At 37.8% G+C, this 26,279-nt stretch carries 20 protein-coding genes; 13 read left to right on the forward strand and 7 right to left on the reverse strand.

What is annotated here, in order from left to right; translation table 11 throughout:
* Window positions 1–107 precede the first annotated feature (107 nt).
* The 4 genes from SBO79_RS12445 to SBO79_RS12460 all read left to right on the forward strand — a co-directional run bounded on the left by SBO79_RS12445 (window position 108) and on the right by SBO79_RS12460 (window position 6,542).
* Window positions 108–2,330: an NADP-dependent isocitrate dehydrogenase gene (locus SBO79_RS12445; RefSeq protein ID WP_318640721.1), complete on the forward strand. Its 2,223-nt coding sequence runs from the start codon at window positions 108–110 to the stop codon at window positions 2,328–2,330.
* Between the two features lie 131 nt (window positions 2,331–2,461).
* On the forward strand, window positions 2,462–4,837 hold the full coding sequence (locus SBO79_RS12450; RefSeq protein WP_318640722.1) for a TonB-dependent receptor: 2,376 nt from the start codon (window positions 2,462–2,464) through the stop codon (window positions 4,835–4,837).
* A gap of 3 nt (window positions 4,838–4,840) precedes the next feature.
* Entirely contained in the window at window positions 4,841–5,656 is an 816-nt protein-coding gene (locus SBO79_RS12455) for a DUF4249 domain-containing protein (RefSeq protein ID WP_318640723.1), read from the forward strand.
* A gap of 223 nt (window positions 5,657–5,879) precedes the next feature.
* A complete protein-coding gene (locus SBO79_RS12460) occupies window positions 5,880–6,542 on the forward strand; it encodes a thiamine diphosphokinase (protein WP_318640724.1) in 663 nt (220 codons plus the stop codon).
* A gap of 557 nt (window positions 6,543–7,099) precedes the next feature.
* Here the strand turns inward: SBO79_RS12460 and SBO79_RS12465 are convergent.
* From SBO79_RS12465 to SBO79_RS12475, 3 genes are all read right to left on the reverse strand, one after another.
* Complete coding sequence (locus SBO79_RS12465; RefSeq protein WP_318640725.1) at window positions 7,100–7,378, reverse strand: Txe/YoeB family addiction module toxin; 279 nt, start codon at window positions 7,376–7,378, stop codon at window positions 7,100–7,102.
* Entirely contained in the window at window positions 7,375–7,626 is a 252-nt protein-coding gene (locus SBO79_RS12470; RefSeq protein WP_318640726.1) for a prevent-host-death protein, read from the reverse strand. Before SBO79_RS12470 ends, SBO79_RS12465 begins: the two co-directional genes overlap by 4 nt.
* Before the next feature lie 249 nt (window positions 7,627–7,875).
* A complete protein-coding gene (locus SBO79_RS12475; protein WP_318640727.1) occupies window positions 7,876–8,916 on the reverse strand; it encodes an NAD-dependent epimerase/dehydratase family protein in 1,041 nt (346 codons plus the stop codon).
* Between the two features lie 210 nt (window positions 8,917–9,126).
* On the opposite strand from SBO79_RS12475, the gene rlmF reads away from it, so the two are divergent.
* From rlmF to SBO79_RS12490, 3 genes are all read left to right on the forward strand, one after another.
* Window positions 9,127–10,056 (forward strand): 23S rRNA (adenine(1618)-N(6))-methyltransferase RlmF, encoded by a 930-nt coding sequence (gene rlmF / locus SBO79_RS12480; RefSeq protein ID WP_318640728.1) that lies wholly within the window; start codon window positions 9,127–9,129, stop codon window positions 10,054–10,056.
* Between the two features lie 115 nt (window positions 10,057–10,171).
* Entirely contained in the window at window positions 10,172–12,160 is a 1,989-nt protein-coding gene (gene uvrB / locus SBO79_RS12485) for an excinuclease ABC subunit UvrB (protein ID WP_318640729.1), read from the forward strand.
* A 77-nt stretch (window positions 12,161–12,237) separates the two neighbouring features.
* The gene (locus tag SBO79_RS12490) at window positions 12,238–12,678 is read left to right on the forward strand and encodes a DUF1456 family protein (RefSeq protein ID WP_318640730.1); all 441 of its coding nucleotides are present in this window, start codon (window positions 12,238–12,240) and stop codon (window positions 12,676–12,678) included.
* A 357-nt stretch (window positions 12,679–13,035) separates the two neighbouring features.
* Here the strand turns inward: SBO79_RS12490 and sucC are convergent, their stop codons facing one another.
* The gene (sucC, locus tag SBO79_RS12495) at window positions 13,036–14,232 is read right to left on the reverse strand and encodes an ADP-forming succinate--CoA ligase subunit beta (protein ID WP_318640731.1); all 1,197 of its coding nucleotides are present in this window, start codon (window positions 14,230–14,232) and stop codon (window positions 13,036–13,038) included.
* A gap of 632 nt (window positions 14,233–14,864) precedes the next feature.
* Here sucC and SBO79_RS12500 point away from each other — a divergent pair.
* Complete coding sequence (locus tag SBO79_RS12500; protein ID WP_406600234.1) at window positions 14,865–15,176, forward strand: ArsR/SmtB family transcription factor; 312 nt, start codon at window positions 14,865–14,867, stop codon at window positions 15,174–15,176.
* Between the two features lie 209 nt (window positions 15,177–15,385).
* On the opposite strand, the gene SBO79_RS12505 is transcribed toward SBO79_RS12500, so the two are convergent.
* Complete coding sequence (locus SBO79_RS12505; RefSeq protein ID WP_318640218.1) at window positions 15,386–16,516, reverse strand: IS91 family transposase; 1,131 nt, start codon at window positions 16,514–16,516, stop codon at window positions 15,386–15,388.
* Window positions 16,500–17,351 carry a tyrosine-type recombinase/integrase gene (locus tag SBO79_RS12510; RefSeq protein WP_318640217.1) on the reverse strand — a complete coding sequence of 284 codons (852 nt, stop codon included), beginning with the start codon at window positions 17,349–17,351 and terminating at the stop codon, window positions 16,500–16,502. The genes SBO79_RS12505 and SBO79_RS12510 overlap by 17 nt, the downstream gene beginning before the upstream one ends.
* Before the next feature lie 224 nt (window positions 17,352–17,575).
* Here SBO79_RS12510 and SBO79_RS12515 point away from each other — a divergent pair, with 224 nt between their 5' ends.
* From SBO79_RS12515 to arsB, 3 genes are read left to right on the forward strand one after another with little or no spacing between them, the layout of a single operon-like run.
* Window positions 17,576–18,037, forward strand: a complete 462-nt coding sequence (locus SBO79_RS12515; RefSeq protein WP_318640732.1) for a DUF6428 family protein — start codon at window positions 17,576–17,578, stop codon at window positions 18,035–18,037.
* Window positions 18,038–18,059: 22 nt separating this feature from the next.
* Entirely contained in the window at window positions 18,060–18,686 is a 627-nt protein-coding gene (locus SBO79_RS12520; protein WP_318640733.1) for an arsenate-mycothiol transferase ArsC, read from the forward strand.
* Between the two features lie 5 nt (window positions 18,687–18,691).
* A complete protein-coding gene (gene arsB, locus SBO79_RS12525) occupies window positions 18,692–19,738 on the forward strand; it encodes an ACR3 family arsenite efflux transporter (RefSeq protein WP_318640734.1) in 1,047 nt (348 codons plus the stop codon).
* A gap of 1,141 nt (window positions 19,739–20,879) precedes the next feature.
* On the opposite strand, the gene SBO79_RS12530 is transcribed toward arsB, so the two are convergent.
* Window positions 20,880–21,647 (reverse strand): XRE family transcriptional regulator, encoded by a 768-nt coding sequence (locus SBO79_RS12530; protein ID WP_318640735.1) that lies wholly within the window; start codon window positions 21,645–21,647, stop codon window positions 20,880–20,882.
* A 76-nt stretch (window positions 21,648–21,723) separates the two neighbouring features.
* Between SBO79_RS12530 and dinB the strand changes: the two genes are divergently transcribed.
* The gene (dinB, locus tag SBO79_RS12535) at window positions 21,724–22,878 is read left to right on the forward strand and encodes a DNA polymerase IV (RefSeq protein WP_318640736.1); all 1,155 of its coding nucleotides are present in this window, start codon (window positions 21,724–21,726) and stop codon (window positions 22,876–22,878) included.
* An 88-nt stretch (window positions 22,879–22,966) separates the two neighbouring features.
* Window positions 22,967–26,023: a DNA polymerase III subunit alpha gene (locus SBO79_RS12540; protein ID WP_318640737.1), complete on the forward strand. Its 3,057-nt coding sequence runs from the start codon at window positions 22,967–22,969 to the stop codon at window positions 26,021–26,023.
* Window positions 26,024–26,279 lie beyond the last annotated feature (256 nt).

A 26,279-nucleotide genomic window follows, 5' to 3' on the forward strand; every position in this document is an offset into this window, starting at 1 on the left:
TTTTGCTAAAGTGGATTATTGCCTGCCTTCTACTCCACTTTATCGGGCTGTTTTTGCTATCTTTGCGTGACTAAAAAAATATTTTAATTAACATAAATACCACTATAATGTCAGACAAAGCGACCATTTACTACACAATGACAGACGAGGCGCCAATGCTTGCAACTCATTCTTTTTTGCCTATTGTAAAAGCATTTAATGCTCCAGCAGGGATTACTGTTGAAACCAAAAATATTTCACTTGCAGGAAGAATTATCGCAAATCTTGGAGAATACCTTACGCCAGAGCAGCGAATTGTAGATGATCTTTTGTTTTTGGGCGATATGGCCAAAACGCCTGAAGCTAACATTATTAAACTTCCGAATATCTCGGCGTCTGTACCGCAACTTAAAGAAGCGATTGCCGAATTGCAAAAACAAGGTTACGCGCTTCCTGAATTTCCAGCTGATGCCAAAACTGCTGAAGAGAAAGCAATTAAAGCGGCTTATTCTAAGGTTTTAGGATCTGCGGTAAACCCAGTTTTGCGCGAAGGAAACTCTGACCGTCGTGCGCCTAAAGCGGTGAAAAACTTTGCTAAAAAACATCCACACTCAATGGGTGCTTGGAGTTCAGACTCGAAAACTGAAGTGGCAAGTATGACGCAAGGTGACTTTTACGGAAGTGAAAAATCTGTTTGTCTGCAAGAAGCGGATACTTTCAAAATCGAATTTGTAGGTACTGATGGACAGACAAAAACATTAAAAGAAAATGCTCCTTTATTAAAAGAAGAAATTATAGATACAGCAGTTTTGAGTGTTTCGGAACTGAAAAAATTCGTAGCCAAAGAAATTTTGGTGGCAAAAGAAAAAGGAATTTTATTGTCGGTGCACCTAAAAGCTACGATGATGAAAGTTTCTGATCCAATTATCTTTGGAGCAATTGTAGAAGTTTTCTTTGCTGATGTATTTGAAAAATACGCCGACCTTTTTGCTGAGCTTGGTGTTGACACCAAAAACGGTTTAGGAGACGTTTATGCAAAAATCGCTGGTCACGCTAAGGAAGCTGAAGTAAAAGCGGCCCTTGAAAACACAAAAGAAAATGGTCCCGCTTTAGCAATGGTAAATTCTGATAAAGGAATTACAAATCTTCACGTTCCTTCTGACGTTATCGTTGATGCTTCTATGCCTGCAATGATCCGTACTTCTGGACAAATGTGGAATAAAGATGGAAAAGCTCAAGATACACTTGCACTTATTCCAGACCGTTCGTACGCTGGAGTTTATGTTGCTACGATTGACTTCTGTAAAAAACACGGTGCCTTTGACCCTGCAACAATGGGAAGTGTGCCAAACGTAGGTTTGATGGCTCAAAAAGCTGAAGAATACGGATCTCACGACAAGACTTTCCAAATGGAAGCTGATGGTGTGGTGAAAGTTGTAAACTCTAAAGGAGAGGTTTTGATGGAGCAAGAAGTTGCTAATAAAGACATTTTTAGAATGTGTCAAGTGAAAGACGCACCAATTCAGGACTGGGTAAAACTAGCGGTGAATAGAGCAAGATTATCTGATACTCCTGCGATTTTCTGGTTGGACGAAAAGAGAGCTCACGATCGTTTGTTGATAGAAAAAGTAAATCTTTACTTGAAAGATCACGATACTGCCGGTCTTGACATAAGAATTATGAATCCGATTGATGCAACAAATTTCTCTTTAGAGCGCATCAAAGACGGAAAAGATACCATCTCTGTAACTGGAAACGTTCTTCGTGATTACCTAACTGATTTATTCCCAATTTTGGAATTAGGAACTTCGGCAAAAATGCTATCGATCGTTCCGTTGATGAATGGTGGTGGATTGTTTGAAACTGGTGCTGGTGGATCTGCGCCTAAGCATATCGAGCAATTTATCGAAGAAGGATATTTGCGTTGGGATTCTCTTGGAGAGTTTTTGGCTTTGGGAGTTTCTTTGGAGCACCTTGGTCAATCGCTTAACAATTCAAAAGCTTTAGTAATTTCTGAAGCTTTGGATCTTGCAACAGAAAAATTCCTTGACAATGACAAATCTCCAGCTCGTAAAGTTGGACAAATTGACAATAGAGGATCGCACTTTTACCTAGCGATGTACTGGGCAGAAGCCCTTGCAAATCAAACGAAAGATGCTGAATTGAAATCTAAATTTGCTCCAATCGCTGAAGAGTTGAAAGCAAACGAAGAAAAAATTAATTCTGAACTAATTGGAGCACAAGGAAAACCTCAAGAAATTGGCGGTTACTACCACCCGAACTTCAAGAAGACTGATGAGGCAATGCGTCCAAGTGAAACATTGAATACTATTTTGGCTAAACTTTCGTAGTTTCCCTTAAATATATATCAAAAAGACGGCCTTAATCAGCCGTCTTTTTTTGTGAATACTATATTTACCTGCTTTTTAAACTTGCTGCTTTTCAGCAAAATTGTACTAACTGTCAAACACTTGGCTCTTCTATGGTTTTTAAAAATATAATGCCGTTTATACTTATTTTCCTCTTTGCGGTTTCGACTACAATGGCACAGGAAAAAGTCACGATTTCGGGTACTGTGAAAGATCAGAATACTAACGAAAAAATTATTGGAGTGAATATTCTGTTGTTGCCGTCCAAAATGTATGGGGTGACTAATGAATATGGATTTTTCTCGTTGACCGTTCCCACGGGAGATTACACGCTTGAGGTTAGTTATATATCCTACGAAACTGTGATGCGTGAAATCAAAGCGACACAAAATATTCGGTTGAATATTGATTTGCGTGAAGACGCGCTACAACTATCTGAAGTTATCGTGGGAAGCAAAAGCCGAACTAATACTCGAAGTACCGAAATGAGTGTGGCCAAGATTAGTATGGCCGAAATTAAGAGAATGCCCGTAGTTCTTGGCGAAAGCGATATTTTGAAATCTATTCTGACTTTGCCTGGAGTTACAAATGCTGGCGAGGGACAATCGGGTTTTAACGTTCGTGGTGGCGCAGTCGATCAGAATTTGATTTTGCTAGACGAAGCGACGATTTATAATTCATCTCACCTTTTTGGATTTTTCTCGGTATTTAATTCGGATGCAATTAAAGATTTGAAGCTGTATAAAGGTGGAATTCCTGCTCGCTTTGGTGGAAGGGTTTCGTCGGTTTTGGATATTTATCAGAAAGAAGGAAATAGCAAAGACTTTAGTATGACTGGTGGCGTGGGACTAATTTCGAGTCGTTTGCTTGCCGAAGGTCCAATTGTTAAAGACAAAGGATCGTTTCTAGTAGCGGGTCGTAGTTCATACGCGCATCTTTTTTTGAAGCTCACAGATAATGAAAATTCCGCTTACTTTTATGATTTAAATACCAAATTGAGTTACAATCTGAATGAGAACAACAATATCTACTTCTCTGGATATTTTGGTCGTGATGTTTTTAATATCAATGATAATTTCGAAAACACTTTTGGAAACACGATTGTAAATCTGCGTTGGAATCACCTTTTTAGCGACAAGATTTTTTCTAATATGTCCTTGATTTACAGCGATTACTATTACGGATTAACTTTGGATTTTGTTGGTTTCAATTGGGATAGTAGTGTAAAGAATTACAATTTCAAATATGATTTGAAGCAATACGTAAACGACAAAATAAAATTAAGCTACGGAATCAATAGTATTTATTACGATTTTGATCCAGGTTCGATTAGTCCTTCCAAGCCAGATTCGGGAATTAATCCTTTTAGCTTAGACAAGAAATATGCTTTTGAAAACGCTGCTTATATTGACGTAGAGCAGAAAATTTCTGAAAAATGGCAGGTTAGTTACGGACTTCGTTTGAGTTCATTTTTGAGATTAGGCGACCAGGAAGTTAGTATTTACGAAAATAATCAAGCTGTAAAATGGAATAACGATTTGAATATTTACGAAAAAGCAACTCCAATCGGAAGTCGAAAATATTCGAAAAACGAGACAATCGCTAGTTTTGCGAATTTGGAACCACGGGTTGCCGTGTCTTTTTCTCTAGACGAAGATCAGTCGATAAAAGGGAGTTACAACCGAATGACGCAGTATTTGCATTTGGTTTCAAACACCGCATCTCCTACTCCGCTGGATATTTGGACGCCTTCGGATGATTTTCAGAAACCACAACTTTTAGATCAATGGGCGATTGGATATTTTAGAAATTTCAATAATGATAAATATTCGCTAGAAGTTGAATCATTTTATAAAGAGATCAAAAATCGCATCGATTATATTGACGGAGCCGATTTAATTGCGAATAATAACATTGAGCAGGTTTTACTAAATGGCCGTGCTCGTGCTTACGGATTGGAAGTGCTATTACGTAAAAATACGGGAGATTTCAGCGGATGGATTGCCTACACACTTTCTACCGCGGAGCAGCAAACCGCAGGTAGAATTCCCGAAGAATTGGGAATCAGCAATGGTGATTGGTATAAATCTGGATATGACAAGACCCACAATCTTTCGGTGGTTGGTTCTTATTTTCTAAATAAAAAATGGACTTTCGGAAGTATTTTTAGTTTGCAATCAGGTCAAGCAACCACTTTCCCAACTGGATATTACGAATACCAAGGAATGCAAGTCCCGCAATATGGCGCTCGAAATGCGAGCCGTCTTCCCGCCTACCACCGTCTCGATGTGTCGGCAACTTTGACTCCGCGCAAAAACGAAAGTCGCAAATGGCAAGGCGAATGGGTTTTCGGAATTTATAATATCTATAACCGTAAAAATGCCGCTTCGATTTCGTTTAGACAAAATGAAGACAGCGGTCAAAACGAATCTGTAAAACTCTCAATCTTCGGAATTATTCCATCTGTAACCTACAATTTTAAATTCTAAGCGATGCAAAAAATAGCCAAACTCATCATATTTTTCTTTGCGATAATCCTCACCACTTCTTGCGAGGATGTAATCGATCTTAAATTGGACAACGCCGCGCCACGACTCGTTGTAGATGCTGCGATTGTCTGGACAAAAGGCACAGATGGCGCAAATCAGACAATTAGATTGACCACAACTGCGCCGTTTTACAACAATTCTGTTCCCGCCGCAAATGCTGCAATCGTTAGTGTGACTAGCAATAGTCAGGTTTTCGAATTTTTAGAAGATGGAAATACTGGAAATTATATCTGTCAGAATTTCGTGCCTGAACTTGGGCAAACCTACGTTTTAAACATCATTTACAACGGCGTGACGTATATCGCAACCGAAAAACTTATTCCGTCGCCACCTATTTTGAATGTCGTTCAGACCGAAGAAGGTGGTTTTTTAGGAACAGATAAGGAGGTTCGTTTTCTCTGGCAGGACAATGGCGCGGAGGACAATTATTACCTCTCGAGTTTCAATGCTCAGGGTTGGCTTACCCCCGATTATTCGCCTCAATCAGACCGATTTTTCAATGGAAATCAGATGTTTGCACTTTATTCTGACCAGGATTTAGCCGCAAATACCACATTATATCTACGCTTGAGCGGAATTTCTTTGCAATATTATAATTATTTGGTCGTGCTTTTCGGCGCGGCAAGTGGTGGAAATCCTTTTCAAGGTCCGCCCGCCACGGTCCGCGGAAACGTAGTGAATCCGATGGATAACAACGATTTTGCACTTGGATATTTCAGTTTATGCGAGAGCGATGTGCAGACCTATATCGTTCAATAGTGGTTGAATTTCTTTTTTAAGGAGCTATTTCCAGCCATCCGTTATAGTCAGCGGGATGCAAAAGCTGTTTTTGTAAGTCCTGCAAGGAGCTTACTTCGGTCGCTCTTGCAGCACAACAAAAAACTAGCTTTGCATTGCCCGCTGCCTGCCACTGCTGTCTGGGCTAGGGATTTTTTGGTAAAATAAAAACAATCGTATATTTACAAAAAACTTTTCAAAACCTATGTCTTCACATCATATTGTACGTACCGATCAAGAGCCTGCACTAATCATCGCAAATGGTCAATCATGCAGCAACGAACTTCTTGGTCAATTGCTAGAATGGTCGCCTTTGGTAGTAGTTTTGGATTCGGCAATTCAGCGCGTGATAGATCTTAATATTAAGGTAGATGTTTTGTTGGGAGATTTCGATAGAGATTTTGATCCCGCATTTTACGAGCAACAGCAATTTCCCCTCGAAATAGTATACACACCAAATCAAGATAAAACCGATCTCGAAAAAGCTTTTGATTACTTAATCGATCGCAAAATTCCCGCAGTCAACGTTGTTTGGGCCACGGGAAGACGCGCAGATCACAGCATTACAAATATGACCAATATCGTGAGATATCGCAATAAACTCAAAATTGTGATTCTCGACGATTATTCCAAAATTTTTCTACTTCAACCAGATTTCAAAAAATGGTATACCGCAAATAGTATTTTGTCGCTTATTCCCGTTGGCACCGTAACTGGCATCACTTCCAACAATCTGACTTACGAACTTAATGACGATACGCTAATTATGGGCTATCGAACCGGAAGTAGTAACTCCGTAAAAGAGGACGGAATTGTGAGTATAGAGCATAAAAGTGGGGATCTTTTGTTGATGGAGTGTGAGGATTGAGGAAGATTTAAAGATTGAATGATTTAAAGATTAAAAGATTTGAGGAATCTCCATGAATAGCACAATTAAAATATTGAAAGATTTGAGGAATTGCCTTGAACAGCACAGTTGAGAGATTGATGATTTCCATGGTGAAAACTTTTAATGAATGCAAATTGTCTTAATATTCTCACGAAACAAAATGCACTTTTCATTTCCGACCCCATAGGGGTCGAATGTTTATAGAAGTTGATTTATCAATGTCGATACGACCCCAGCGGGGTCGCACAATCACATACGTTTTTGTTTTTAAAACACATCAAAAGATAAAATCTTTGAAAAAATAAAATCGTCTAAAATAATATACCTAAAAGTGCGACCCTTCCGAGGTAGAAAATAACTTCACGGCGTTTCTCCTATAAAGATTTGACCCAACTGGGATCAGGAATTTGTATAATGCAAAATTTAAAATTCATCAGACAGATTAATTTGAGTCTGGATGAAAAACTCATCTAAAATCAATCATCAAACGATCTAAATAAATTTTTAAATTAATGGATAGCAAGTTTTAGGTAAAATTATTTCTGATTATAATGTGAATATGCACTTACAACTAAAACCGAAACAACGTTTTCATCTGTAGAATAAATTAACCGATGTTTTTTATTTATTCTTCTAGAAAATAATCCTTCTAAATTATATTTTAATTTCTCAGGCTGACCCGTTCCTGTTGTTGGATGCTCCTGTAATTCACCAAGTAGCACTTCGATTTTTCTAAGAGTTGCTTTATCACCAGACTTTTTGTGTTTGGCTATATCTTCTAAAGCTAGCACAGAAAAATCTAGTATATAACTCATAATCCAAGTAATTCAGTAATTTCTTCTTTTGTAGAAATTTGTTTACTCTGCCCATTTTTAATTTGATCTAAACTTTCTTGAATTCTTTTCAGCATTGCGGGATTAAAGTAATTGTCCTCTAAATTAATCGGCGTGAGTGCATAGGATTTATTTTTTCCTCTCTGAACAATAATTTGTTCACCGTTATCAACCATTTCAAAATAAAGTTTTTGATTCTGTCTAAATTCTCTACTGCTTATTACCACCATAACGCTTAATTTTTTTGTGTACCAATCTGGTACAAATGTAGGATAATAATTGATATTAAGCAAGTTACAAAAAGCTAAGTTGTTTTATGGCGAAACTAATCAGCACAATTTACACCTCACTCCTAGCCCCGATAGCAACGACCCGAGCGAAGCGAACTGGCGAAGCACATCCTCTGGCTTTTTCCTTAAAAAAAAGCCAGAGTTGTAGTGGATAGCGGGAGAAAGCTCCAAAAATAAATTATTCTTGAATTAACAGGCCTTATTCAAATCTTCCTTCTTAAAATAATGATCTATTTCGTCCTGATTTTGAGTTTTGCAAGCGGCATAAGGTTCAGATTGGGAAAGCAATTTTCGTTTGATAATTGGACGTAGAATCTTCGTGAAAAATCGCTGAATAGTTGGCACGCCAGCCGCAACTTGTTCAAAATAGTTGTCGATTGTATCTCTTCTGAAATCAACAATCGAATTTAAAATATCGCCATCTTGGTAGAATCCACAATGGAAATTCTTGGTGGCAAAGGCAGAATGCGGAAAACTCAGAGAGCTTAACCCGAAAATATCGAAGGAACGCAACAGAAAATCTTTATAGGAAACTCGGCAACTCGATCCGCCACCTAAATTAAAAATATTTCCCGCTAGTTCTTCACAATGGTCAATTCCGTTCACAAAAGCTCGAGCAGTATCTGCAGGAGTGGCAATTTCCATAGCCGTTTTAAGTGGCATGTGAAACATCAATTTAGAAATTTTATGGTCGCCCATAATGGCAGCCAAGCGGAAAATCGTCCACTTTAAAGAGGAGTTTTGAATAATATGTTCTGCTTCTATCTTAGTTTTCGCGTATTCATCACGAGGACTCGGCATTAGATTATCGCTAACATTTATTAAAGGACTATCAACTCGGTCACCATAAACCGAAATCGACGAACTGTACATAAAGAATGCTTGTGGAGAAAGTTCGCTAAGAGCTTTTACCAAATTTTCTGTTCCTTGCACATTTATTTTTTGAGAAAGCAATGGAAAATCGTCCGCCACGGGTGGAATAATTGCCGCAAGATGAATTACAAAATCCTGATTGTGGCAAGCTTTACGAACCTCTTCAAATTTAGAAATGTCTCCGTAAACTAAAGTTGCAGTGTTTGCAAAAGGCTTCAATTTTCGCTCTGAGCGTTTGGTTTTAATATCAAAAACTGTGACATCATATAAATCTGATTGCTCTGATAATTGCTTCAAAACTTGAAAACCCACAGTTCCCGAAGCGCCAGTAAGTAGTACTCTCTTCTTAATTCCCATAATGTAAAAATTTCCAAATAGATTGTGATTAAAAATAAATCTACTTAGATCCAAATTAATATTTAATTCTTAATAAATATTTTATACTGTTTTCATTTAACTATTATTTGATATATCTTAAAGTAAATTATCAAATACATCGAATAGAATTAATCTAGTTTATAGTGTCTTAGAAATAGTATCTTTGCAATCTAAAAATGACCCGGCTTTATGAGCGAAAAAAAAGAATTGCATCCTAGAAATTTGCACAATGTAGATTACGATTTAGAATTACTATCGACAGCAACTCCTGCTTTAGAACAACATATTATTGAGAAATTTGGTAAGAAGACGATTGATTTTACAAATCCTGAGGCTGTAAAACTGCTAAATATGGCACTTCTAAAACAATATTATGGAGTAGATAATTGGAATATTCCTTCCGATTTTCTTTGCGCTCCAGTTCCAGGAAGAGCCGATTATATTCACCATATTGCCGATTTACTTGCCTTAAATAATGAAGGTGAAATTCCCGAAGGTGAGATGGTTAGCGGTCTAGACATCGGTGTTGGTGCAAATCTAATTTATCCATTACTTGGAAATGCAATTTACGGATGGAGCTTTGTTGCAACGGACATCGACAAACGTGCAATACGAAATTGCGTAACGATCATCGAGAAAAATCCGCATTTACAAGAAGTTATCAGTTTGCAACTACAACCAAATCCACGTTTTATTTTTAAAGATATTATTGCAGAAGACGACCGATTTACTTTTACAATTTGCAATCCTCCATTTCACGCTTCGGCAGAAATTGCTGCTAAAACTGCAGCTCGCAAGAATGAAAATCTAATTGTTAGCAATAAAAACAAAGCGGCTGAATTGAATTTTGGTGGACAAAATGCTGAATTATATTGCGAAGGTGGCGAACTAGGCTTTATTACTCAAATGATTTACGAATCAGCGAAATATAAAAAACAGGTATTTTGGTTCACCTCGCTTGTTTCGAAACAGGAGAATGTTCATAAGCTTTCGAAAATTTTGACAAAAGTTGCCGCTGTAGAGGTAAAAGTAGTAGAAATGGCTCAAGGAAATAAAAAAAGCCGCTTTATAGCATGGACTTTTCAGACTTCTGATCAGCAGCGAAACTGGAAGTTTTAAGTTTTAGTTTGCATATTGTCAGGCACTTATTTATTAAATTTGTATAATTATTTTTTAAGTAAATCCGCTGGCAGATTCTATGCCCGCAACTCTCTAAAAACATTAAGGTAAACGAATGAAATTTAAGGTAGTTTCTCCATATAAACCTACTGGCGATCAGCCACAAGCAATCGATAAATTAGTCAAAGGAATTGATTCTGGCGAAAAATATCAGACATTGCTTGGGGTTACAGGATCTGGAAAGACTTTTACAATGGCGAATGTTATTGAAAAAGTAGAAAGACCAACGCTGGTTTTGGCGCATAATAAAACACTTGCAGCACAATTATATTCAGAATTCAAACAGTTTTTCCCAGAAAATGCTGTGGAATATTTTGTGTCGTATTACGACTACTATCAGCCAGAAGCATTTATGCCAGTCAGCGGATTGTATATTGAAAAGGATCTTTCGATAAACGAGGAATTAGAAAAAATGCGTCTTAGTACAACCTCTTCCTTACTTTCGGGAAGACGTGACATTATCGTTATTGCTTCTGTTTCCTGTCTTTATGGTATTGGGAATCCAGTCGAATTTCAGAAAAACGTGGTTTCAATTTCTCGAAATCAGCAAATTTCTAGAACTAAACTTCTGCATCAACTGGTTCAAAGTTTATATTCAAGAACCGAAGCAGATTTTAATCCAGGTAGTTTCAGAATTAAAGGCGATACGGTCGAAGTTTTTCCGAGTTATGGAGACGAACCGTTCCGAATTCACTTTTTTGGAGATGAAATTGAAGAAATCGAAGCTTTTGATGCTAAAACATCTCAAGTTTTAGAAAAATATAAAGATCTAAGTATCTATCCAGCAAATATGTTTGTGACGTCTCCAGATGTTCTGCAAGGAGCAATTTGGCAGATTCAACAGGATTTGGTTAAGCAAGTGGATTATTTTAATCAAATGGGAAAACACCTTGAAGCGAAAAGACTGGAGGAGAGAACTAATTTCGACTTAGAAATGATTCGCGAGCTCGGATATTGTTCGGGAATTGAGAACTACTCACGATATCTTGACGGTCGACTTCCAGGAACACGTCCTTTCTGTTTGATAGATTATTTCCCAAAAGACTTCTTGATGGTGGTCGATGAAAGTCACGTAACCATTTCGCAAGTGCACGCAATGTACGGTGGCGATAGATCTAGAAAGGAAAATCTTGTTGAATATGGTTTTAGACTTCCTGCGGCGATGGACAATAGACCGTTGAAATTCGAGGAATTTGAAGGAATGCAAAATCAAGTGGTTTATGTTTCAGCAACTCCTGCAGATTATGAAATGGAGAAATCCGAGGGTGTTTTTGTAGAACAAGTGATTCGACCAACTGGACTTTTGGATCCAATTATTGAAGTCCGACCAAGTTTGAATCAAATAGATGATTTGCTAGAAGAAATTCAGCTTAGAGTTGAAAAAGACGAACGAGTATTAGTAACAACATTGACCAAGAGAATGGCCGAAGAACTTGCCAAATATTTGACTAAGGTAAGCGTGAGATGTCGCTATATTCACTCAGAAGTTGATACTTTGGAGCGTGTAGAAATCATGCAAGATCTTCGAAAAGGTATTTTTGATGTTCTGATTGGAGTGAATTTGCTTCGTGAAGGATTGGATTTACCCGAAGTTTCGTTAGTGGCAATTTTGGATGCAGACAAAGAAGGTTTCTTGCGTAGTAACAGATCGCTGACCCAAACTGTAGGTCGTGCAGCGAGAAATATCAACGGGAAAGCGATTATGTATGCCGACAAAATCACAGAAAGTATGCAGACCACCATTGATCAGACTAATTATAGAAGAGAAAAACAGATTGCTTATAATACCAAACACAATCTGCAACCAATGGCTTTGAAAAAATCTATTGATAGCGTATTGGCTCGAAATTCAGTTTCAACTCAATACTTTGAAGATAAGGCATACAAAGCTGCAGAGCCAGAAAGCAAGTACCTAACCAAACCTGAGATTGATAAGAAAATAAAGTTCGCACGTAAGGAAATGGAAAAGTCTGCAAAAGATTTAGATTTTATGCAAGCGGCAAAATGGCGTGACGAAATCAAGATGCTTCAAGCACAAGAATAAAATATATTTAGGAATACTGCACGCTTGTGCAAAACAAGACACGATTAAACTTACATTTGTAAAAAATTAAAAACAATATGACTAATAACGACATTTTCAAAAAACTTCGAGTAGCATTGATGCTAAGAGATGATCAGATCATTGAAATTATGGAATTGGTAGATTTCAGAATTTCAAAATCTGAGCTTGGTGCTTTCTTTAGAGATGAAAGTCACGAAAATTATATGGAATGCGGCGATCAAGCACTTAGAAATTTCCTTAACGGACTGGTAATTCATTTACGTGGTACCAAGGAAAATCCTAAGAATCCGATGGTGGAAATTAATAAAAACCGCGCTGATGCTTCACCTCGTGAGCAGAAAGTGTTTCCGAGAGATGAGGCAGCTAGAAAAAGCGACAAACCTTTCGAAAAACCTAAAAGCGACAAACCTTTCAAAAAGAAACCAGCTAAAAAGTCTGAACCTAAAATTCAGGTTGTAGAGAAAGTTCGTTTTAGCAATGGAAAGAAGAAATCGTAATTTTCAAGTAGAATTATCTTGCGATCTTTTATAAACATAAAATCCTAAGCCGTTAAAGCTTGGGATTTTTTTATACATCTATTACTCCATTGTCCTTTCGGCCGTTTATATTATTGAATACTCTTCCCTATCGTCTGCTCTAAAGCACTCTAACTTCTACTTCAAAAGTCTAAAAATTTAGAGATAGCTAGTTTTAAGAAGACATTCCTAAATCTAAAATCAAATATCGTAAATCAAAAATCACATATCTAAAATTCAAATCGCTGTAAATAAAAAATCCTAAGCCGTGAAGCTTAGGATTTTTTCTATAAATCAAGTATTAGCAATAATTTGAACACTATAACTAATACTTTTATATTATTTACTTAGAGCAGCTTTTACTTGATCTGCAGCTTCTTGGAATTCTACTGCAGAAAGAATTGGCATACCTGAGTTGTCAATTAATTCTTTTGCTATCTCAGCGTTTGTCCCTTGAAGACGCACAATGATTGGCACTTTAATAGCATCACCCATATTCTTATAAGCATCAACTACACCTTGTGCCACACGGTCACAACGTACAATTCCACCAAAAATATTAATCAAAATCGCTTTTACAGCTGGATCTTTAAGGATAATTCTAAATGCTAGTTCAACACGTTTTGCATCAGCAGTACCACCAACATCTAGGAAATTAGCTGGCTCAAAACCTGCATATTTAATCAAATCCATTGTAGCCATTGCAAGACCTGCACCGTTTACCATACATCCAACAGTACCGTCAAGATCTACGTAATTTAAACCTGCAGCTTTTGCTTCAACTTCAATAGGATTTTCCTCACGAATGTCACGGTATTCCGCTAATTTCGGGTGTCTGTATAATGCATTATCATCTAAATTTACTTTAGCATCAACTGCAATAATTTTACTGTCAGAAGTTTTTAATACTGGGTTGATTTCAAACATTGAAGCATCAGATCCGATGTAAGCATTGTACAATGATGTAACAAATTTCACCATTTCCTTATGAGCACCACCAGAAAGACCTAGATTAAAAGCAATTCTTCTTGCTTGAAAACCTTGAAGACCTACAGTTGGGTCAATTTCTTCTGTAAAGATTAAATGAGGCGTGTTTTCAGCAACTTCTTCAATATCCATTCCACCTTCAGTAGAATACATAATCATATTGCGTCCTTTAGCTCTATTCAAAAGTACTGACATATAAAATTCAGAAGGCTCAGATTCACCAGGATAGTAAACATCCTCAGCAACTAAAATCTTGTGAACTTTTTTACCTTCAGCAGAAGTTTGAGGCGTAACCAATTGCATTCCAATAATTTGTTCAGCAATTTCTTCAACTTGTTGTAAATTTTTTGCCAACTTCACACCGCCACCTTTTCCGCGACCACCAGCGTGAACTTGTGCTTTAATCACATGCCATCCTGTTCCGGTTTCTTCAGTAAGTTTTTTTGCAGCAGCAACTGCTTCTTGAGGGTTGTTTGCAACATAACCACGTTGTATTTGTACACCGTAGCTTGACAGTATTTCTTTACCTTGGTATTCGTGTATATCCATTTTTGAAGTTTTTGTCTTTTAAAAGTGTCACAAAAATAACTAAAATCTCCAAAGAAGCGAAATGTATTCGGCTTTTTCTTTTTAATGATATCAACACCTACTTTATAATGGTAAAAACGCAATTTTTATCCTCCATAATCCAGAAAACATCTTGAAATTTTCATTTCTTCATGCAAATAGATTTTTGGCTTTTGCCGAAAAAATTCTGATAATAGCAGCTTCAGTTTAAAAAAGGCGCTGAAAAGACCTGAGGTTGTATAGTCCTCGAAAATAGTATTTTGGCTTCCGTCGAAAGAAATGTGACGATGTCAATTCTTCCGAATCACTTCATAAAAAACTACTTTAGCACTTTAATCGCTCCTATTTATAGTAAGAATCTCGAGGTGGTCAAAAAAATCAAAAGGACCAGTTATGTGAAATTATATAGTTTCCGATATGCACTAAATGTCTATGCTAGTTATAATTTTAGCGCAAGCGAAAAACAGCGTTTCCATTTTAATAAAAAAACAAAAGGACCGCAGCTTATATCGAAATGTATTCTCAGTTTCATCTCAATAAATACAGTATTTACATCGTCAGATAAAATATTAATCGTAAATTTGCGATTAAGCTTTATTAATCATAACAAGACAATGTATACAGATCGTCAAAAGGAGATTGCTGCCTTTGCAAAAGTTTTTGGGCACCCAGCTAGAGTCGCAATCTTAGAAGAATTATTTACAATAGACGCATGTTATTGTGGAGATTTAGTTGATATCATCGGACTTGCTCAATCTACAATTTCTCAGCATCTAAAAGAATTAAAAAATCTAGGGCTAATAAAAGGCACTGTCGAAGGACCAAGTATTTGCTACTGTATTGACCATGAAAATTGGTCAAAGATGAAAGCCATAATGCTTGAATTTCTAGATCACAAAGTTGAATTGCAAGATAACTGCTGCTAACAGCTAAGGCTTCGTTGGGCTTGAAAAGCCAACAATGAAGCCTTTGTTGAACGGAACCGGTTGAGATTCCATCCCTATGGAGTTATCGTAAAAGAGTTATGAGGATATCGAGAGGATTAGTAGTCCTCTTTTTTTATGGAGTAAAATAATCGAGAGTTTTGGAGTGTTTCTCTTCACTTTGGTGCATACCTGCCCTTACCCGTACCAAATTAACTTTGTTGGGCTGCCGTTTTTTGGCCACTGCCAAGATACCAAGCAGGCGGACCTCTCTTGTCAAAAATCAGAATGGTATGCAAGTTTCCCACTTTACAACATTGGCATTTTCTGATTGCTACTGCTTTGGTTTCTCTAGCAATTGGTGTAAAGTTCATTTTCTTCTGCAGATCCTGAAGCTTTTGGCGTTTCCAATTGCTACTCAAAAAACCATAATGTCTGATCTTTACAAATCGTTTTGGTAGAATATGCATTGCAAAACGTCGGATAAATTCACCGTGAGACAATACCATCTGTTTCTTAGTTCCATTTTGCCGATAATCCTTGTACTTAAAAGTCACATTCTTGTCATCAATTCCTTGGATTCGGTTGTTGCTAATGGCTATTTTGTGAGTATATCTCCCAAGATATTCTACCACAGAATGCGCGCTACCAAAAGGTTTCTTGGCAAATACTACCCAGGGTTTTGCCCATAGATCCTTTTTCACTTTGGTATAGCCATCAGGATTTCGAGCCTTTAATGCGTCGCAAAATTTGGCTCGGTACACTTTCGATAATGCCTTTACAGGAAAAAGAAATTTACCGTCATTTCGGATGTTAACCCAAGCACCATTTTTATCCACGCCACCGCCCGGAACAATACAATGCAGGTGCGGATGCAAGGATAAATTCTGTCCCCAGGTGTGCAAAACTGCAATCATACCGGTCTGCAACGTATTTTTTTTGCCAAAGGTTTTTAAAGTCGCCCAAGCCGATTCAAAAAGAATATCGTAAACCAATTTCGGGTGCTGCATTGCCAAAGAATTAATACTGTCTGGTAATGTAAACACCACGTGAAAATACGGTACTGGCAAAAGTTCACTCATCCGAGCTTGTATCCAATCGTCTCGATTTTTGCCTTGACACTTCGGACAATGTCGGTTGCGACAGGAGTTGTAACTTATTTTGACTGTTCCACAATCTTCACACGCATCGATATGTCCGCCCAAAGCGGCGGTTCTGCACCTTCTCACCGCTGAGAGCGTTCGCAACTGCCAGGTATTTAATCCTAAATTTTCTATACCAGCACCTAACTTTTCGAGCACATCGGCAACTTCACTTCGACTGCGATCAATCTGCACTTCCATTGGAACTGCATTTAGCAAATAAAGTATCGAGAGGACTAAAGGCTTTCTGAGTATCGAGCTGCGCAATGTGCAAATATTCCATCGTCGTCTCAATATTCTCGTGCCCCAAAAGATTCTTTAAACTGATAATATCGAGTCCATCTTCTAGCAAATGTGTAGCAAAAGTGTGGCGCAGTGTGTGGACACAAACATCTTTGGTAATTCCAGCAACTTTACAAGCTTGCTTGACCGCCCATTGCACACCGCGCTGCGAATAGCGGGAGTCAAAATCACCACCGGCACGACCTGCAGGTTGTCCGTTGAACAAATATATCTTTGGTTTTTCAGCTTGGATATAGGATTTTAAACCTCGAATTAAATGGATGGATAAGGGAACATATCGATCTTTTTTGCCTTTGCCTTGAACGACTTTGAGTTGCATTCGATCAAAATCAAGATCCTGCAAGCGCAGACTTCGAACTTCCATACAGCGCAGTCCACAGCCATACAGCAGTCCAATAAGAACTTTGTGTTTGAGCAGATGACAGCTTTTAAGCAACCGCCACACTTCCTCTTTGCTCAGAACGGTGGGAAGTTTTTTGTCGTGTTTAATCGATGGTAAATGCAAAAACTCATAAGGTAAACCTTCCGATTTTAGCATAAATCGAAGTCCGTAAACGGTATGCTTAAAATAGGTTAAGGAAGGCGTTTTGGAACGCTTTTGCAGGATGTATAAGTATTCTTGTACTTGCTCTACATCAAGTTCGGTGGGGATTTTTCCGAAATGCAATGCCATAGCGGCAACGTGCTGGGCATAATTTCGATACGTGCTTTCGCTCCTGCCTAAAATTGACATAGACCGTTTGAATCGGTGAAGTAATTCCCCAAATCCAGGTACTTCTGCAACTGCTCGATTGATGATTGTTGGTGATCCAACTAACTCATCTTCTTTTTTTTATCATTGTAAATAAATTTTAATTAGTTTTACAAAGGACTCAAATTTTCCGCAATACACTACCGAAGGTTTAGTTCAACGAAGCTTCGTAAAAAATCATTAAAACCGTAAAAAACAACAACAATATGAAATTATCAGAAGTAAAAAATGTTCTTAAAAAGATAGAAACAGTTGGATTTCAGTTGCCAAATGGCAATTTAGTTCCCAACCATTTTCACGTTACCGAAGTCGGTAAAATAACAAAAAACTTTATCGATTGCGGTGGGACCGTGCGAAATGAAGAGTTAGTAAATTTTCAACTTTGGAATGCAAATGATTACGATCATAGATTACATCCAGAAAAATTATTAAATATTATTGAGCTCTCAGAAAAGATTCTTGGAATTACGGATCTAGATGTCGAAGTAGAGTATCAAGGTGATACAGTCGGAAAGTACGGCTTAGAGTTTGACGGAACTAATTTTGTGTTAATGGCATTGCAGACTGATTGTTTGGCAAAAGACAATTGTGGCATTCCAACGGAAAAACCAAAAGTTATTTTGGCCGATCTAAATAATACTTGCACACCAGGCGGTGGTTGCTGCTAATTAGGAAAATGACATTAGAGCAATGACAGATAAATCTAGGTTATTTCCGAAAATAGAGAGTGCCATCCGAAACTTAAATACTACAACAATTCCCGAATCACGTAAACAGCAACTAAATCTGCTGCGCGATTTTATTCAAAAAAAAATAGACAGAGACCAAACTATTCGACTCAATTTTATCTGTACACATAATTCCAGAAGAAGTCATCTAGCGCAAATTTGGGCACAGACCATAGCCTATTATTTTGATGTAAAAAAGGTGTTTTGTTACTCGAGCGGTACAGAAGCAACAGCTTTATTTCCAGCAATTGTTGAAACATTAAATACCGTTGGATTTCAAGTTAGTGCGCTTTCAACTAGTGAGAATCCAATATTAAGTATCAAATATGCGGAGAATTCACATCCTATTATAGGGTTCTCCAAAAAGCTTGATTGTGCCTTTAATCCAAAATCTGAATTTGCTGCAATTATGACCTGCGATTCTGCTGATCAAGGGTGTCCTTTTGTTTCTGGTGCCGAAACACGCATTGCATTAGCTTACGAAGATCCTAAAATTTACGACAATACGTCTCAACAACTTGAAAAGTACCACGAAAGAAGCTTGCAAATCGCAACCGAATTATTTCACGTTTTCTCGACTTTAAAATAACAACAATGTCCTCAAAAAAATTAAACTTCCTAGATAAAAATCTAACACTATGGATTTTTGTAGCAATGGCAATAGGAGTTGGTCTCGGCTACTTTATTCCATCATTGCCTAATGTAATTAACTCATTCAATAGTGGTCCAACAAATATTCCTATTGCAATTGGTTTGATTATTATGATGTATCCACCCTTGGCAAAAGTAAATTTCGCACTCTTACCAAAGGTTTTCAAAAACACTAAAATTTTGACCATTTCGCTACTCCTTAATTGGATTATTGGTCCGGTGCTGATGTTTATTTTGGCAATTACTTTCTTGCGTGATTATCCAGAATATATGGTGGGTGTTATATTAATTGGATTGGCACGATGTGTAGCGATGGTTTTGGTGTGGAATGACCTTGCCGAAGGTAATAGTGAATATGGTGCAGGTTTAGTTGCTCTTAATAGTGTTTTTCAGGTTTTTGCCTACAGTTTTTATGCTTGGGTTTTTATTACAGTCCTTCCACCATATTTTGGTTTTGATGGCGCTATTGTAGATATTTCAATTGGAACAATTGCCGAGAGTGTTGCCATCTACTTAGGAATTCCGTTTTTAATGGGAATTTTAAGTCGCATTATTTTAGTAAAATTAAAAGGTGAAGAATGGTATAGTAAAAAGTTTATTCCAGCCATCTCACCACTAACTTTGATCGCATTATTATTTACAATTGTCATTATGTTTTCGTTAAAGGGAGAGTTAATTGTACAAATTCCTATGGACGTATTGGTTATTTCTATTCCTCTTATTATCTATTTTACATTGATGTTTATCATCGGATTTTTCGTTACAAAAGCCACAGGTGCTGAATATGATAAGACTACTGCGGTAGCATTTACTGCTGCTGGAAATAATTTTGAATTGGCTATTGCAGTAGCAATTACAGTTTTCGGCCTTAATTCTGGTCAAGCTTTTGCGGGTGTCATTGGCCCATTAGTCGAAGTTCCGATTTTGATATTGTTAGTGCGTGTTTCCTTTTGGTTGCGCAAAAAGTATTACAAAAAAGAATTTGTTTAGAAAATTTGGAATTACTTTCAAATCAATAATATCTAAAGGACTACTTCGGTGGTCCTTTTTTAGTGTTTTATTTTCAATGTAAGAACTCATCCGCAGTACGATTCTAAATAAATCTCAAGACATTTTTTTACATTTTTCTTAATCGTTAAAGTATGGCTTTCGCCGAAAGAATTCTAATAATCTAAACTTCGGTTGAAATACTCCGTTGGAAATCATTGTAGATCTTGAGTTGTTTATGAAAATGTTATTTTGGCTTTCGCCGAAAGAAATTAAATGACTTTTTTGAAATGTTTAGGTGGAAAGTAATTTAGTGTTTCACTTCCTAATTATTAGAGTTTTGGCTTTCGCCGAAAGAATTAAGAGGATCTCGAGTCTTTTGAAATAGTTCGTTGGAAATCAATCAAATTACAGATGAGAGATTTTCATCTTAAATGACGTTCTTTCTTAGGCCTTAGACTGTGCAGGCAGGCACCTGTCCGCTGAAAATTCCGAAACCCGAGCGAAGCGAACTGGCGAAGCAAATCAAAAACTGTTTGAGCGAAGCGAGTTTTTTTGATTTAGGAATTGAAGCGATGACAGGTCGCCGAGGCTCCCTCTCCTTCGGAGAGGGCGGGGAGAGAGGAACTTTTTTGTTTCTTTTTGGGGCAATGCCAAAAAGAAAGGAAGTGAAAAATAAGCGGGTGTTGTGATTTATGAGATAATTAAGGTTTTTTAAGAGATAGAGATAGTATGTAATGAGATTGCTTCGCCCGTTCGCTATCGCTCGGGTCTTCCTTCGTCAGGATGACAAGTTTGCGCAGTAGTTTGAGGAGTCTGTGTGTGGAGTCTGTGTGTGGAGTCTGTGTGTGGAGTCTGTTTGTGGAGTCTGTTTGCGGATATTTTCTAAGTAAACTTATTGTGAGTAGAAACATCAACTTTTCTGAAATGAGATTGAGTCTCAGATGCGATTGCTTCGTTCCTCGCAATGATCCTCGCTATATGGTAGGCAGTCGTCTATTGGGATTGTTTCGCTGATAGCAATCGTGATCGCAATGACCCTCGCTGTGGGTTGTTTGTAATATTGATTTCATCGTATACTTTTATTCGCAAAACCTCCCCTCCTCGGTTACTGAGCTTGTCGAAGTAATGGAGTGGAAGAATTCTACCCCATCCTCTGCTTCACTTCCTGCAAGTCTCTTTTTAATTCCAAAAACATCGTTCTCAAATTCTCTGGACTCAAATCATCTGGCTGAAATTCCTCAGTTGCAATACTACAAGCATACTCCCAAATCTCCAAAATCTCCGAAGCCTTGATTTGATACGGTGCATAAAATGTATTATCAGAATGCAGCATCAACGAATTCTTGCCGTTTTTATTCAGTCGTTTATATACAATACCTTCATTTTTAGTGAGTAAAATATAAGTTCGGCCATCGCGTACTTCGCCCAAATTTTCTATGTACTGCCCAACGATAAACGAACCTTGCTTATGTGGCGGCATCGAATCTCCTGCAACTGGAAAAGCTCGGTACTTTCCCGAACCCAAAAACGGCAAACTCAAATGCTGTAAATTCTCTATAAATTCAGGATCCGAATATCCCGTAAGATATCCCGCTCGTGCTTTATGAGGAATTATCTCGATAAAATTTTCTCCATTTCTATCCACCGTAATCGGCAGTAAAATTCGATTATCTGAAAGCGTCATCAGCTCAGTCATCGGAATTTTCCTAAGATCAACGGAAAGTAAGATATCGATGCTGATATGAAAATAATGAGCAATGCGCTGCAGAATATCCAATGGCGGATCTGAGGCATCGTCTTCATATTTTGAATAACGCGCACGAGTAATGATTAAGTCGTCTGCGACCTTCTGCTGTGAGTACTTTTTTTGTGCTCTCAGGTATCTGATATTTTCTGATAGTATTGACATTGCTACAAATTATAGCAACAAATATAAGGAACTTTGCTATAATCTATCCTAATTTTGTAAAATAATTTTCAATCAAATGCAAAGGTCAATAGTACACATGGATTTGGATACATTTTTTGTATCCTGCGAACGATTAACAAACTCATCTTTAGATGGTTTGCCCGTCATTATTGGTGGTGGCGACAGAGGTGTTGTGGCGTCTTGTTCGTACGAAGCACGCCGTTTTGGAGTGCATTCTGCTATGCCAATGAAACTCGCTTTGAGACTGTGCCCACAGGCAAAAGTAATGAAGGGTGATATGGAATTGTACTCGAGACTTTCGCAAGATGTAACCGCGGTAATCAAAGAAAAAGCACCGGTAATGGAAAAGGCAAGTATCGATGAATTCTACCTCGATATCTCCGGAATGGACAAGTTTTATGGGGGTTATAAATGGACAAATGAACTCTCACAAGAAGTCACTCGCGAGACAGGATTGCCAATTAGTTTCGCCCTTTCGGTAAATAAAACCGTTTCGAAAATCGGTACTGGAGAATCAAAACCCAAGGGAAATTTGGAAATTCCCGAGAATAAAGTAAGACCATTTCTGAATCCACTTTCTATAAAAAAAATTCCCGGAGTAGGGTCTGTTACTTTTCAGTTATTGTCCAGATTGGGAATTCGGAATATTCAGACATTATCTGAAATGCCTGCCGAAGTATTGCAGCAAATGATTGGCAAAAACGGTTTAGATCTTTGGAATAAAGCCAATGGAATCGATCAGAATCCTGTTGAAGCTTATACCGAACGCAAATCAATTTCGACCGAGCACACTTTTGATCAAGATACTATCGACACTCAAAAGCTAAAATCTGTAATTATGGGAATGGTCGAAAAACTAGCTTTCCAATTGAGAGAAGAAAGTTGGTTAACCTCGGTGGTTACGGTCAAAATAAGGTATGCGAATTTCGATACTGAAACCAAGCAGATGAAAATCGCTTATACCTCTGCCGATCATACCTTGACAAAAAATGCGATCGATTTGTTTGCCAAATTATACCAAAGACGTATGCGACTTCGATTGGTGGGAATCCGTTTTAGCGGACTTGTGCGCGGTACTTATCAGATAAATATGTTTGAAGATACCGAAGAAATGCTGTCGCTTTATGAAGCGATGGACCGAATGAAAAAGCGTTTTGGTACTGATTCCGTAGCTAGATGCGCGGGCGCGGTATTGAAATCTAAGAAATAAAATTTCGATTACAAAAATCTGACTACTACAAATTTAGAAAGCTTTTGAAATAAAAAGCTAGCAACCTTATTTAAAAAACTGAACGAAAATGTTTCTCAATTGCCACTCATATCACAGCTTGCGCTACGGCACAATTCCACTTTCTGAACTCGTAATTCAGGCAGCAGAATTGCAGGTAAAATCTTTGGCATTGACCGATATCAATACCATAACTGGAATTTACGATTTTGTAAAAGAATGCAAAAAAGTAGATATCCATCCGATTGTGGGAATCGAATTCAGACGTGATAATGAACTCTTATATATAGGACTAGCAAAAAATCGTGCAGGAATTGGCGAGATGAATCGATTTCTAACCAAACATAATTTGGAAGATATTCCGTTGCCGCAAACAGCCGAAAAGTTCGAATCAACAATCATCATTTATCCTTTAGAAAATGCTCCTGACCAACTAGGAATCAATGAATATCTAGGCATCAGACCCGAGCAACTCTCGATGCTTTATCTTTCTAAATGGAATTCGAAAATCGATAAGATGGTTATTTTGCAACCAATTACTTTTCGAACAAAAAAGGAATTCAACTTACATAAAATACTTCGAGCGATAGACCTCAACACTCTACTGTCCAAACTGATACCCACCGATTATTGTACTATAAATGATACAATGTGTACCGAAGCCGAACTGCTTTCACATTATCAAAACTATCCAAAAATCATCAGCAATACCGAAGCTGTAATCGCCGAATGTCATTTTGAATTTGAATTCAATACTCCAAAAAACAGAAAATTTTATACCGAAAATCAAGTTTCGGATATGCAATTGCTGCGAAGTCTTGCCTATCAAGGATGCGAAAAAAAGTACGGAAAGAATCATAAAGAAGCTGAGGAACGAGTTGAAAAAGAACTCCGAGTAATTGACGAATTGAGTTTTAGCGGCTACTTCCTAATCACTTGGGACATTGTTCGATACAGCAATAGTATGGGTTTTATGCACGTAGGTCGAGGAAGTGGCGCCAATAGTATTGTGAGTTATTGTTTGGGAATTACCGCTATCTGTCCGCTGGAACTCGATTTGTATTTTGAAAGATTTCTAAATCTAAACCGGAAAAGTCCGCCTGATTTTGATATCGATTGGAGTTGGAAAGAGCGGGATACAATTTTAGAATATATTTTTAATAGATACGGAAAAGAACACGTGGCTTTCTGTGGTACTAATGTGGAATTTAAATACCGTTCGATTTTCCGGGAATTAGGAAAAGTTTTCGGACTTCCAAAAGAGGAATTAGATGTGCTTGCCACTACTCCACTTCAAAATCACGACACCAATAAAGTGGTAAAACTCGTCCACGAATACGGGCAAATGTTGGAGAAATATCCCAATCAGCGCAGTATGCACTCCTGTGGAATCATCATTTCCGAAGAGCCAATTACCAATTATACCGCTCTTGAAATGCCTCCAAAAGGTTTTCCGATTGTACAATTTGATATGCACATCGCCGAAGATATTGGTTTTGAGAAATTCGATATTCTCAGTCAACGCGGCATTGGACATATCGAAGAAGCGACGCAGATAATCAAAGAAAACCGAGGTGTGGTAGTGGATATTCGAAATCCGCTGTTATCCAAAAACGAAGCTGCTGCGAATAAATACTTGAGTAGCGGGAATACGATTGGCTGTTTTTATATCGAAAGTCCCGCAATGCGTGGCTTGTTGCGACGATTAAAATGTGAAGATTATAAAACTTTGGTCGCGGCATCGTCTATTATTCGACCAGGAGTAGCCCAAAGTGGAATGATGAAAGAGTATATTTTCCGACATAATTATCCAGATCAGTTCGAATATTTTCACGAGGTTTTCAAAGAGCAGTTGGGAGAAACCTACGGCATTATGGTTTATCAAGAAGATGTGATAAAAATTGCTTTGCATTACGCTGGCGTTCCCGCTTCGGATGGAGATATTTTGCGTCGTGCGATGAGTGGAAAAGGTCGAAGTAAAGATGCATTGCAAAAAGTGAAGGATAATTTCTTTGAATGTTGTGCCAAAAAAGGACATCCATTGCAATTGAGTGAAGAGATTTATCGTCAGATCGAATCTTTTGCGGGATATTCTTTTTGCAAAGCCCACTCCGCTTCTTACGCCGTAGAAAGTTATCAGAGTTTGTATCTAAAAGTACATTTCCCCATAGAATTTATGGTTGCGGTCATAAACAATCAAGGTGGTTTTTATAGAACCGAAGTGTATCTGCACGAAGCTAAAATGTGTGGTGCCATTATCCACGGGCCTTGCGTAAACAAAAGTGATTATGTGAGTACACTTTACGGAAAAGATGTTTATTTAGGATTTATGCAATTGCAAGGAATTGAGCAGAAATTAGTAGATACTATATTTCGAGAGCGCAAAGAAAATGGACTTTTCTTATCGATCGAAGATTTTATAAATCGGGTTGATATTGGAATTGAAAGTATGAAAACCTTGATTTTCATTGGTGCTTTTGCCTTTACCAATCAGACCAAAAATCAGTTGTTGATTCGAGCACAGATCATTCTTGTGAACTTCAAACCCGCACATAAACAAGCGATGCTGATTCAGGAGCCTATCAAAGAATATACTTTGCCAGTCTTGCCGCGCTCACAATATGAAGATGCTTTTGACGAAATTGAACTCCTGGGATTTACCGTTTCCTGCAGTCCTTTTGATTTATTAAAAACCAGTTTTCGCGGCGATGTAATGGCAAAAGACCTCAATAATTACCACCAAAAAACCGTAAGAATGTTAGCCTATTTGATTGCTCGCAAGCACGTGCCTACCAAGCGTGGCGCAATGTTTTTTGGAACTTGGATTGATGCTGACGGAACTTTTTTTGATACGGCGCACTTTGCCGATACACTTAAAAATTATCCATTTCAAGGCGGCGGTTGCTATTTACTTTTGGGAACGGTGCAAGTAGATTACCACTTCCCCACAGTCACTATTACGAAGATGGCCAAAATGCCATTTATCGCCGATCCACGCTACAACAATACCGAGAGAGAGCGTTTTGCAACTCAAAATAAGCTAAAAGAGGATATTTCAATGACACAACGCGCGCCATATCCGCAAGCACACGAGATTAATTTGCCGAGGAATAAGATGACGGTTTAGAATATGTGTCGTTTTTTGGGCGCAACCTTCGCCACAACGAATATTCTAACATTGAAAATTTCGTGAGGCTCAGGTCGGGCTGTACTCTATATCTTTGCTGCCTGAAATTTTATTTTAAATTAGAAAAACTCACTAGGCAGCAAAGGATGCCGTTCCCATCCCTTGCGCAAGAAAGTATCCGCCTCGATAGAAAAGTGCTCTTAAATTCGGTTTAATTCATGCAAAATCGACTGAAAGAATAAATGTTAAAAAAAGT

Source organism: Flavobacterium ardleyense, from assembly GCF_033547075.1.
In the GTDB taxonomy this organism is placed as follows: Bacteria; Bacteroidota; Bacteroidia; order Flavobacteriales; family Flavobacteriaceae; genus Flavobacterium; species Flavobacterium ardleyense_A.